At 45.7% G+C, this 11,961-nt stretch carries 12 protein-coding genes; 1 reads left to right on the plus strand and 11 read right to left on the minus strand.

The window, feature by feature from the left end; translation table 11 throughout:
* Positions 1-187: 187 nt before the first annotated feature.
* The 11 genes from Q8W40_RS14790 to Q8W40_RS14840 form a co-directional block, all read right to left on the minus strand.
* On the minus strand, positions 188-1,927 hold the full coding sequence (locus Q8W40_RS14790; protein ID WP_305398257.1) for an ABC transporter ATP-binding protein: 1,740 nt from the start codon (positions 1,925-1,927) through the stop codon (positions 188-190).
* Positions 1,928-1,937: 10 nt separating this feature from the next.
* A complete protein-coding gene (locus Q8W40_RS14795) occupies positions 1,938-2,867 on the minus strand; it encodes an acetamidase/formamidase family protein (protein WP_305398259.1) in 930 nt (309 codons plus the stop codon).
* Between the two features lie 7 nt (positions 2,868-2,874).
* On the minus strand, positions 2,875-4,488 hold the full coding sequence (locus tag Q8W40_RS14800; RefSeq protein WP_305398260.1) for an ABC transporter substrate-binding protein: 1,614 nt from the start codon (positions 4,486-4,488) through the stop codon (positions 2,875-2,877).
* Between the two features lie 14 nt (positions 4,489-4,502).
* On the minus strand, positions 4,503-5,429 hold the full coding sequence (locus tag Q8W40_RS14805) for an ABC transporter permease (protein ID WP_101111539.1): 927 nt from the start codon (positions 5,427-5,429) through the stop codon (positions 4,503-4,505).
* Positions 5,426-6,274, minus strand: a complete 849-nt coding sequence (locus Q8W40_RS14810; RefSeq protein ID WP_305398262.1) for an ABC transporter permease — start codon at positions 6,272-6,274, stop codon at positions 5,426-5,428. Before Q8W40_RS14810 ends, Q8W40_RS14805 begins: the two co-directional genes overlap by 4 nt.
* A complete protein-coding gene (locus Q8W40_RS14815) occupies positions 6,274-6,855 on the minus strand; it encodes an ANTAR domain-containing response regulator (protein WP_305398264.1) in 582 nt (193 codons plus the stop codon). Before Q8W40_RS14815 ends, Q8W40_RS14810 begins: the two co-directional genes overlap by 1 nt.
* Positions 6,852-7,976, minus strand: a complete 1,125-nt coding sequence (locus Q8W40_RS14820; protein ID WP_305398266.1) for a transporter substrate-binding protein — start codon at positions 7,974-7,976, stop codon at positions 6,852-6,854. The genes Q8W40_RS14815 and Q8W40_RS14820 overlap by 4 nt, the downstream gene beginning before the upstream one ends.
* A gap of 452 nt (positions 7,977-8,428) precedes the next feature.
* Positions 8,429-8,893: a GNAT family N-acetyltransferase gene (locus tag Q8W40_RS14825; RefSeq protein WP_305398267.1), complete on the minus strand. Its 465-nt coding sequence runs from the start codon at positions 8,891-8,893 to the stop codon at positions 8,429-8,431.
* A 43-nt stretch (positions 8,894-8,936) separates the two neighbouring features.
* A complete protein-coding gene (locus tag Q8W40_RS14830) occupies positions 8,937-9,506 on the minus strand; it encodes a hypothetical protein (protein WP_305398269.1) in 570 nt (189 codons plus the stop codon).
* A gap of 102 nt (positions 9,507-9,608) precedes the next feature.
* Positions 9,609-9,998 (minus strand): SMU1112c/YaeR family gloxylase I-like metalloprotein, encoded by a 390-nt coding sequence (gene gloA2, locus Q8W40_RS14835; RefSeq protein ID WP_305398270.1) that lies wholly within the window; start codon positions 9,996-9,998, stop codon positions 9,609-9,611.
* A 58-nt stretch (positions 9,999-10,056) separates the two neighbouring features.
* Positions 10,057-10,962, minus strand: a complete 906-nt coding sequence (locus tag Q8W40_RS14840) for a LysR family transcriptional regulator (RefSeq protein WP_305398272.1) — start codon at positions 10,960-10,962, stop codon at positions 10,057-10,059.
* Between the two features lie 122 nt (positions 10,963-11,084).
* Between Q8W40_RS14840 and Q8W40_RS14845 the strand changes: the two genes are divergently transcribed.
* The gene (locus tag Q8W40_RS14845) at positions 11,085-11,891 is read left to right on the plus strand and encodes an SDR family NAD(P)-dependent oxidoreductase (RefSeq protein WP_305398273.1); all 807 of its coding nucleotides are present in this window, start codon (positions 11,085-11,087) and stop codon (positions 11,889-11,891) included.
* Positions 11,892-11,961 lie beyond the last annotated feature (70 nt).

Below are 11,961 nucleotides of genomic sequence, written 5' to 3' on the forward strand. Positions count from 1 at the left end.
GTCTTATGGAGAAGAAATATTGGGCAGAAGTAGAAAATAAAAGAGGCATTGGTTATAGAACTTCTTCCGATTAATCCGAAAGGAATACGACTTTTGATACAAACTGAAATAGGGTTAACTGACTACTTGTGACAAGTAACTGTAATAACTAAAAATATTTCAAAAGAAGGTGTTCGACAACGAACACCTAGTAGTTCACTGCAACGATGTGTTCATGCCCAACGTCTTCGTACTTGAGCACGTCTTCGATAACAGAAACATTGCGAATGGGATCGGGCATTTTGTGTTCCGATAGCACCATAGAGAGATCGCGTTTTACATCCACATCCGCAATAGGTACGGCTTGCATTAAACGCTGGGTGTAGCTGTGACGAGGTGAACTGAGTACCTCATCTCTGGGGCCCATTTCAACTATCCGCCCACCATGCATTACCGCCACTCGGTGTGATACTTGCTCCACGACGGCCATATCATGGGAAATGAACAAATAGCTCACACCCAGTTTCTTCTGCAATCGTTCCAAAAGCTCAAGAACTTGCGCCTGAACAGACACATCCAGTGCCGAAACGGATTCATCTGCAATCACCAATTTGGGCTGAGATGCAATAGCCCGAGCGATGCTGATCCGTTGACGTTGCCCACCTGAAAACTGATGAGGGTATCGATTCATGTGATTCGGCAACATGTCGACTTGTTCAAGCAACAACGCGACATGATCGCGTACATCTGAAGCTGGGCATATTCCATGAATCAGCAATGGCTCTTTGAGCAGTTGGAATATGGTTTTTCGTGGATTTAAGGAACTGTAGGGGTCTTGAAATACCATTTGAATATCTTTGCGAATGGCGCGTAAACCCTGACCACGCAGCCCGTTTAGCTCAACACCATTAAGGTTGGCGCTGCCACAAAACGACAGCATGTTCATCAACGCTTTTCCGATGGTGGATTTACCGCAGCCGCTCTCGCCCACTAGCCCTAAGGTTTCACCCGGTTTTATCGCGAACGACACATTTTCTACCGCCCTCACCTCCAGTTTTTCTTTTTGCCACCAAACATGTTGAACCGGAAACCGTACACAAAGATTGTTTACGTCCAGTAAAGGCTGGCTTTGAGGTACTTCTTCAACAGGCTTGGCATGCCCGAGTTTAGGCACAGCGGCCAATAAATCTTTGGTGTAGTTTGCGGTGGGAGATAAAAACAAGCTGCGCACATCCGATTGTTCCTCCACCACCCCTTGGTTCATCACCACAACTTTATCCGCCATTTCTGCGACCACCCCCATATCGTGAGTGATCATCAAAACTCCGGTATCGAAGTCGCTTTTGAGTTCATTGAGCAGCGATAAAATCTGCGCTTGAATGGTGACGTCTAAAGCGGTTGTTGGCTCATCGGCAATCAAAATTTTAGGGCGACACACCAGAGACATGGCTATCATGATACGCTGTAACATTCCGCCAGACATTTCATGAGGATACTGATGATAGCGCTTCTGCGCATGAGGGACTTTCACCGCGTCTAACATACTGATCGCCATCAGTTTGGCGCTGCCGTAATCGACACTACGGTGCGCTTGAATGGCTTCGCACAGTTGCTGACCAGCGGTCATTAGAGGATTCAGCGATGTCATCGGCTCCTGAAAAATCATGGCGATGTCGTCCCCACGCATCGCACGCATGCTCTTTTCAGGCGTGGTCAATAGGTCTTTCCCCTCAAACCAGATATGACCACTTACCACTTTCGCAACGGGCGGCAGTAACCCCATAATTGCGGTACTGGATAGCGACTTCCCACTCCCAGATTCCCCAGCAATACAAACGGTTTCACCCGAATTCAGAGTAAACGACAAATCGTCGACCACCCTGTGATATTGCTTCCCTGCCGCAATGTCGATGGAAAGATGTTCCACCGACAACATCGCCTTATCCATTCGGTAACTCCTACTCGAACACTACGTTAGGCATGTAGAATGTGACGAGCCAATTTGGCGCATCGACAATTTCACTGATCCTTAAGTCGCCACACACTGAGCAGAGCATGTAAGCTTGCTCGGGTGTCATATGATGTTGAGCGCAAAGCAAATCCACCATTTGGCTGACAGCGCTTCGTGCGCCAGCCATCAGATCTGGCTCTACCCCCGTTGTGACTTGATACCCTTTACTGTCTAGGTGGTTAGTCACAGGACCGGTTGTGGTGAAGTATGGCGTATCGATTTTTAGGTTATCTACAACATCCAGTTCGACCACTACATTCATTGGGCTTTCTATCGCGGTTCCGCATACTTCCCCATCACCTTGAGCCGCATGGGTATCACCGATAGACAATAGCGCCCCTTCCACTTCAATAGGCAGATAAAGCGTGGTACCAGCCGACAAATCTCGGATGTCCATATTGCCCCCAACCCGCCTAGGGGGCACAACGGAATGATCCCCGTTTTGTGCCGGAGCAACGCCAATGGTGCCAGCAAACGGTTTAAGTGGCACGTTGGCGCATTGCCCAAAAGCCGCTGGAGCTAGGGTTTGCGTGTCGTACGACCAAAGGTTCAAGGCTGGGGCTTGAAATTGGTCTGCCAGCAATCCAAAACCTGGAATATTGGCGGTCCAGCCAAACCCGCTGGGCTTGAATTCGTGAATGGTCATTTTCAACACATCGCCCGGTCTCGCACCTTCAACGAATATAGGCCCAGTTACTGGATTGATTTTGCCAAAGTCCAGCCCTGCAATGGCTTCAGCCGTAGAAGAGGTGGTGAGTTGCCCACCAGAGCTGTCTAAGCATTCAAATTCCAATGTGGTTCCCCGCGCCACATGGTACGCGGGGGGAATGGCGTTATTCCAACCATGATGGTGGTGGATGCTATGAATGGTTTTCACAAACGAGTTATTGCACATCTTTAGCCCACACATTTTCATAGTTAACAGGAATATGAACCGGATCAACGAAGATACTGGTGTCACCGCCTAAGCGTTCAGAACGAATGGTAAAACGACGTTCGTTAAATACCGGCACCCAAGGCGCATCAGCCATCAAGTCGACGTAGATGCTTTCCCACTCTTTCATTCGTTGTGCTTGCTGCGATTCCGCTACCATTGCGTCGGCTTTTGCTGCTCGCTCGTCTAGATCTTCGTTGCAATACCATGCCCAGTTCCAGCCGCCATCAACTGCGCCACCACAACCAAGAATCGGTCCATAGAAGTTTGACGGATCAGGGAAGTCTGCAATCCAAGCCATGCCGCCAGACCAAATCATTGGCGCTTGGCTGGCGTCACCCCCAGCGGCGATCACATTGGCTTGCGCGAGTGCTTTAATTTCGGCTTTCACGCCAATTTTGGCTAAATCTTGTTGAATGGCCTGTGCAATACGTGGCTGTGGATCGGTATTCGCGACGTAGATTTCAGTACTGAAACCGTCTTTAAAACCTGCTTCTGCTAGCTTGTTTTTGGCCATTTCTGGGTCGTACGCGTAGCCTTTGTAAGACTTGGAATATCCAGGCATAGCAGGAGGCAATGGTTGGTTCGCTGGTGTGCCGCGCCCATTAATGATTTGTACAATGCGACGTTTATTGATCGCCATATTCACAGCTTGGCGTACCTTCACGTTATCGAATGGCTTCATCTTCACGTTCATGGTGATGTAGCCGGTGTGTAATTGGTCGCCTGCAATAATTAATGGTTTGTATTGCGGGCTGTTTTTCATTTGAAGAAACTTCGCTGGTGGGATGCCATCACCCGCAATATCCACTTCTCCTTTTTCTAAACGAAGTAGTGCGACCACAGGCTCTTGCCCAACTTCAAATCGAATCTCATCCAAATAAGGTAAGCCCGATTTGTTGTAAGCTTCATTGCGTTGGAAGGTTAGGTATTGCCCCAGTTTCCATTCACCCAATTTAAATGCCCCTGTTCCGACTGGGTGCTTACCAAAGTCTGCTCCCCATTTTTCGACGGACTCTTGTGGCACCACAAAGGCAAAGTTGATCGCCAACACATGAAGGAAAGTGGCATCAGGGCGAGACAGTTGGAAGCTAACGGTGTAATCATCAACGGCTTTAACGCTATCGAGCCCTTTGGATTCACCATTATTAAACGCTTCAAACCCTTCTAGCGATCCGAAAAATCCAGCACCTGGACTTTGAGTCGTTGGATTGATGGTACGTTCAATGGAATACTTCACGTCTTGCGCTTTGACTTCACGACCGTTATGGAAGCGAACGCCTTGTTTGAGTTTGAAGGTGTAGGTTTTACCGTCATCAGATATGGTGTAGCTTTCAGCGAGATCAGGTTCCAATTCGGTAGTGCCCGGCTTGTAATCCATCAATCCATCAAACAGTGCTTTGATCATCGACCAGTTTTGCCAGTCGTAACCTATGGCTGGGTCTAGCGTTGAAACATCATCCTTGTAAGTCACAATCATGGAGCCGCCTTGCTTTACTTCTGCCGATGTCAAAAAAGACACCGCCATCAAAGATAAAGCTGCGGTAATAGCTAACTTTTTCATCACACTTTTCCTTGTTACAGTTTTTTCAAGTCAATCCTTGGATCAACAAACGGTGAGATCAGATCAGCCAGCAAATTCCCCAATACAATAGCTACCGCAGAAACCAAGGTGACGCCCACAATAATGGGTATATCGACACGTTGAATTGCTTGCCATGCTAGCTGCCCTATGCCCGGCCAACCGAATACAGACTCCACCACCACCATGCCGCCAATAAAAATACCTATGTCGATTGCTATCATGGAAATGATCGGCAAAATCGCGTTAGGAATCATGTGTCGGCATATAATCCTTGTGTGGCTGAGCCCTTTGGCTTTGGCCGTTCGTATGTAGTCTTGATGCAGCACTTCAATCATCGAAGAACGCATCATCCGCGCGTACCACCCACTGCCCAATATTCCTAGCGTAATGGCAGGAAGCACCAAGTGTTTCCATTCACCATATCCCCCAATCGGGAACCAAGACCATTGCACAGCGAATAAATATAAAAACATCATTGCTGCTACGAAATGTGGAGACGATACCCCCACAAATGAAAAAATCATCAACCCACGATCAATCAGGCTATTGCGTTTGAGCGCAGCAATAATGCCCAGAGAAAGCCCTATCACGAGTTCGACACCAATTCCGGCTATCATTAGCTGCAAAGAGGCGGGAAGGCGCGAAGCAATCAACTCTGATACTTCCGTTTTTTGTAACCACGAGCGCCCCATGTCTCCTTGAAGCAAGTTGGTTAAATAGCGCCAATATTGCTCATAAAAAGGCAAATTTAGCCCCAGTTGTTCGCGAATATTGTTGACGGTTTCAGCGGTTGCGCTTCGCCCTGCGATTTGCCTTGCAGGATCGGCCGGCAACAAATAAAGCAGCAAGTAAGTAATGAAGGTAACGCCTAGCAGAATAAAAGCCGCATGCAGTAAGCGCTTCAATAGGTAGTAACTCATCCTGCTTCTCTCCCATTCAGAGTTGGGTCGAGTGCATCGCGCAGTGCATCCCCCAAAATGTTGAAGCACAGCGAAAGCAAAATAATCACGCTACCGGGAATAAACACCAGCCAAGGAGCGACACTGAAATAGGTTTGATTTTCGAAGATAATGTTGCCCCAGCTAGGAATAGGCGGTTGGACACCAATCCCTAAGTAAGAAAGCGTTGCTTCAAGCAATACGGTGGTTGAAATGCCAAGCGTTCCCCATACCAACATCGTTGGCACCAGATGTGGGAAAACATGACTGAGCAAAATTTTACTCTCCGAGACCCCAATGGCTTTTTCGGCCGCGATGAAGTCTTTTTCGCTGATCGCCAACGTTTCTGAATACACAACCCTGGCGATTTGCACCCAGTTGACCATGGCAATAACCATAGCGACGATCCACAAGCTGGGGGTAAAAATGGCCGCAAGCGCTATCGCCAAAAGCAGCGCTGGAAAAGCCATCATAAGATCGGTGAACCGCATCAATACGGTGCCCACCCACCCTTTAAAATACGCTGCCGTAACCCCTACTGCCGTTCCAATAATGATGGCAATGCCATTGGCGACGAGCCCAATAAGCAACGAGGTTTGCGAGCCGTAAATAATGCGTGATAAAAGGTCGCGTCCCAGTAAGTCGGTTCCTAACCAAAAGGTGTCATTAGGAGGGAGAGGCGCGCCTTCTAATGTTAGCCCTTCAAAGAACTGCTCAGTTGGATCATAAGGTGCGAAAAGGGATGCACCCACTGCAAGGCAGACAATAGCGCATATGACCACAATCGAGATAACGACCGAGGGACGCGACAATAACTGTTTCCACATTAGCCTTCACTCCTAAGCCTTTCGTAGCTCATGTTTCCTTGTGCTAATTCAAGACAAATTTGCTCTACAGGCAGGTTTCGGTGCATCGAATATTGTCGTAAAACTTCGTAGGCTTTTTGCTCGGTGAGTTTGTGCGTTTCCATCACTTTTATCACCGCCTCTGTCACAACAGGACGCAGCTTATGGCGTGTTCTTAACGTATCTAACTCTTGTTGCAGCGCGGTATGTTGCTGAGAGAGTTTTAATGCCATGTGAAACGCGGAATACAACCCCACTTGGTGAATGGGCTTACCAACAACCGACAGCGCCCCCATAGAGATGGCGCGCTCTATTTCAGTTGGGGAACCATGAGCCAAAAGCCCAACAACTGGCATGGATTGTCGAATCGGTTTTTGTACAGCAATATCGGCAAAATAGTGTTGCACATCAATAAGTAAAAGGTCCGTCGGTGTCGTGTCTATACGGTCACTGATGTGGCAAAAAATGCCCATTCGTTCGGTAGATTTTTGGATCTGACTGCATGTCCGCTCATCCGCAGAAATCACAGAAATTTTGTTGATGGATAGCGTCGACACACTCATTTGACCACCCTCAATCGAGTCGGCATTTCGGGTTCATCAACATCGGTAAGAAACCCTTGAGCAATGAGGTACGGGTTAGGTTCGATAGGTGAGTAAGATTTCACCATGCGAAAATCCCCACCATTACGTTCTCCTATAAAACAGGGCAAAACTGCATGCTGATTATTGGAGATGGCTAGCGTGTGCCCCATTGGAGTTTCAGTTCGTACTTTATGTAGAACTGAACGCACTGACGTTACGTCATCACTTCCTGCTAATGAAATAGCATTGGCGAGACTAAGAATAGAAAGATAAGCGCCGACAAAGTTGCTTGAGACGGGTTCACTGTCTGATATTGCCAATTTTGCTGTATCGGTAAATTGGGGGTCTATCGATTGCAAAAAAGTCAGCGCAGTAAACAAACGTAAATTTGGCAAGGCGCGAATGCTTGCCAGTTCACACTCACTGAGGTTGCTGCTCAAGACTGGGAGGGAATCGGCGCTCCATGCATCATTAAGTTGATGCAAAAACGCATAGCTGGATTCTCCAACTAAATTATTAATGACAAAATCAGGCTGATGGGATTTCAGGTTGTCTATCGACAATCGGAAATCTTTGGTGTCGAAGCGATAATAGCTGTCTTCCACTATCTCACCACCAATGCTGGCAATGGCGTCTCTGGCGATACGGTTACTTTCCCAGCCCCATACATAATTGGAGCCAAGCAGTGCAACTCGCTTTCCAAATCGCGGCACAGCATATCGAAGCATTGGCAATAAGTTTTGATTAGGGCAAGCCCCGTGGTACACAACATGTTCGTCGCATTCGTATCCTTCATAGGGCGAGCCATACCAAAGCAGTGCCTGGTACTCATGCACATCTGGGATCACTTCCTTGCGAGCACTCGATGTGATGGTGCCGACAATGTGTTTTATCCCTTGCTTCAACAAAGACTGCGCGCCGTTGATGTACTCATCCATGTTGCCTTTTGGATCAATATGATGCCCTTTTAGCTGGAATTGAAAACGTTCATCTGCGTTCACTTTTTCAATCGCATAGCGAGCACCAAGTAAGGCGTTGTAACCTATCTTTCGATAAGTACCCTCTGTTGAATAAAGTAAACCTATGTGAAACGTATCCATACCTAACTTCCACGACTAATTGTTCTAAGCTCTGCTTCCTAGCAGCTGATTTTTGAAAATAAAAAAGCCTAAATGAATTCGAATTACCGAATTCATTTAGGCTTCGTTACCTTGCTACGCATTTTTATGAGTCTTAATCGAAGCATGCTTCGTGCTCATCCTTTTTCTTGAATTTGGCTCGACAAGAAAAAAGTGCATCAGTACTTAATTAAGCCCTGAGTGCCGTTTAGTTTTACACCCCACATAATTTGTGGTCAATATGTTAAATAATTCTCACAGCCCCTTAATCTCAAAAATGAAACAATAAATTCAAAACCACATACTCACTCAAAAGCATATTGGAGATGACAATTATTTGTTATTTTTCAATATTTTGAGTAAAAAGTGGATTTTTGAAAAATGTTACAGTATTGCAATAGATAAATAATTATCTCTTATTTAAGACAGGCGCATCATCCCCTTTTAAGCAAGGAGTTATCCCAGCGGAATAGGATATCAGGCAGCCCCTCTTCATTGTCGCAGTTACCTAAACTGGCCTCAAACCCGTGCTTTATATAAAAGGATTGCGCACCTTTGTTGAATTCAAATGTTCTTAACTCTAGGAAATGCCCGGCTTGGGACTTTGCCATTCGTATGAATTCACTACCAATACCTTTCCCTTGATAATCGGGGTGAATATACAATTGGTTAATCTCGTTGGGTTTTATTGCCATGAACCCAATGGCTTGTTCAGAATCGTTCACGGCAACAAAAATACGATAAGACAAAGGGAGAATATGGGAGAGGAAATGCATCTGAGATTCAAAAGAATGCACGGGGTTAATTCCCACGCTCTGACGCATGTTTTCACGCCAGAATGTGGTTATTTCTTCTGTATAACATTCTTTAAAAGGCACTATTTTGTAGTTTACAGCCATATCACCTCCTTTGATTTACCTCCAAGGTGCTTTAACGCTTGATCTAGTATTCAAACACGGAATACGACCAGTAACTTTCGCCTGTGGATTCCGTTTGTTTCCATCCTTGGGATTTGAGCTGTTTAGCAATGAGTCGATTCATTATGCCATGTCCTAGCAAAAATACGCTCTCATGTTGGTTCGCTAGCGCACTTAAATAATTCGCCTCTAACCTCGCTCGCTCTTTGGCTTCATGAATAGGCTCTCCATTTTTAGCAAACCCAAACAACCAACAAAGTCGAAAAATCACAGCCCAGCAGAGAAAGTTTAGCTTGGGGGTTTGCCAGTTGAGATAAGGTAAGTCAGATTCTCGAAAGCATTTTTGTACGTGATGAACCTCTTCTACCCCGAGCATTCTCACGGACGAAACCGCCCGCGGTAACTGGCTGCTCACGGCTATGTTACAGCCTTGCGCCGCCTTAATCGCTTGCTCACTAGGAAGCGTAGAGAAATTTAAATCCGACGATTCGTATTCAAGCACAAGTGAACCAAGATCATGGGAAGAAAACCTTTGGCTTTTCAAACTGTGCAGATCGAGTTCTGGTTGCCCATGCCGCATCAAAACAATTTTCAATGGCTCGTACCAACTAGCAAAAAATGAAATGCGATAGTAAATCCAAACATCTAATCTTGAAGTTAATTTGTGCTAAACAAACCAGCCATTCTGAACAGAAAATTAAGTAGAAACTTCGTAAAGTTCAAGTGGAAGCCCATCTGGATCTTGAAAAAAAGTATAACGACTGTGAGTAAACTCATCGATTCGAATGGGTTCAACCTCAACATTATTCTTTTCTAGGTGTTCAACAACGTCTTCGATACAAGTAACTGAAAATGCTAAATGTCTTAGTCCCCTCGCTTCGGGTTGAGTCGGTCTTTTAGGTGGATTGGGAAAGGAAAACAACTCGATCTGGTTGCCATTTGGAAGCGCCAAATCGAGTTTGTAAGATGCACGATCTTCTCGGTAGTTTTCGGCAATAATTTTCAGTCCCAAAATGTCACAATAAAATGCCTTAGAGACAGAATAATCGGAACATATGATCGCAGTATGATGAATTCCCTTTAGCATATTTGCCCTTGTTAGATTGTTATCTTCTGTAGCCAAAAGATATTTGGTTCAACGAGAATTAACGGGACAAACAGTCGTCCCAGTATGGGGGCTCCCCATAACATTCAACTAAATAATCAATAAACACTCGTACTTTAGGAGCAAGCTGACGAGAGCTTGGATATACCGCCCATATGGCCGTATCAGACTGCAATGGGTAATCGGTAAGGATCGGTTTAAGCTCGCCAGATTCAAGTTGCTTGTATGCACTCCAAGTAGAGTTAATCGTAATACCTAGCCCTTCAATACAGGCATCTCTCACTGCTTCGCCGTTGTCCGCTTTAAAACTTGCTTGTGTTTTAACCACTATGGGCTTATCTGCCGTTTCAAACACCCATGAGTCTAGTCCTGTTAGATGTATACATTGGTGGTGATGCAAATCTTTGGGGGAATCTGGCTCACCATACTCCTTAATGTAGTCTGGGGATGCACACACAACTCGGTTATCTGGCGCAAGCTTTCTGGCAATTAGGCTCGAATTTTTAAGTTCTGCGTTTCTAATAGCGACATCAAACCCGCCATCAACCAAATCCACAATGGCATCAGAAAAGCGAATGTCTAAATGAATCTTAGGGTATAAAGACAAAAACTCTTTCAGCACAGGCATTAAATGCATACGCCCAAACGACGCTGGTGCAGTCACCCTTAATGTACCTGAAGGCGTGGTTTCTCCAGCACCCACTGATGCCGCGGCAGCTTCAACACTGGCAATGACTTCCTGAGCATAGGGCAAGAAAATTTTACCTTCTTCTGAAAGCGAAACTTTTCTTGTAGTGCGGTGAATTAACCGAACACCTAACTCCTCTTCTAGCTTACCGATGTAAGAACTGGCGACGGCGGGAGATAAACCCAGCTCTTTGCCTGCGCCACTAATATTATGAGTCCCGGCTATTCTTAGAAACAGTTTAAGGTGTTCAATATTCATGAGAGCCTATTTTCAATATTATTTTGATAGTGAATATATTAAATTCGCCATTATCAATTTATTTTATATTAAATATATTAGGAAGAACCAACCCCACATATTTTTAAACCAAGCAGGCAATAATGAAAAAAATAATTCTGATTACAGGTGCAACTGATGGTATTGGTCTTGAAACAGCCAAAAAACTGGCTGTTGAAGGTCACCAACTGCTGATCCATGGACGTAGCCCCAGTAAGCTCGCTGAAGCTAAACGTCAGATATCCGAACTCAATACCTCTGCCGCTGTAGAAACCTACGTCGCCGATTTATCGACAATGTCTAATGTGAAACTGTTTATTGCAGACATTGAGTCAAACCACAGTGCGCTGGATATTGTGATCAATAATGCGGGAGTTTACACAACACCGAACACGGATACCGAAGATGGGCTGGACGTTCGTTTTGCTGTTAACACGCTTGCACCGTACTTAATCACCAAATCCTTAGCTCCGATAATAAACCGTGGAGGGCGTGTCATTAACCTGTCCTCTGCCGCTCAAGCACCAGTTAATTTGGATGCATTGAAAGGAGAAACTAAGCTTTCTGATGGCTCTGCTTACGCTCAAAGTAAATTAGCGCTAACAGCTTGGAACCATCACCTTGCTCAATCACTGCCTCAACCTGCACCAGTATTAATTGCCGTAAACCCTGGTTCGATGCTTGGAAGCAAAATGGTAAAAGAGGCTTATGGGGTCGCAGGAGGGGATATCGCCATAGGCGCCGACATTCTTGTACGCACTGCTCTGGAAGAAAAATTTGGTCTCGCTAATGGACAATATTTTGATAATGATTCTGGGAAAATTACATCCCCTCATCCTGATGCCATCAACGCGAGTAAAGTGAAGGCCATTGTCGAGACCATTGAAGCGGTACTAAGAAGATTGGTTTAGCCTTCAGTTTTCTTTTCAGCTATCAGGATGACAAAGTAAAAATCCCGACACAGATTCGGGATTTTTGATG

The sequence above is a fragment of the Vibrio penaeicida genome (genome assembly GCF_030689305.1).
GTDB classification, from domain to species: domain Bacteria; phylum Pseudomonadota; class Gammaproteobacteria; order Enterobacterales; family Vibrionaceae; genus Vibrio; species Vibrio penaeicida_B.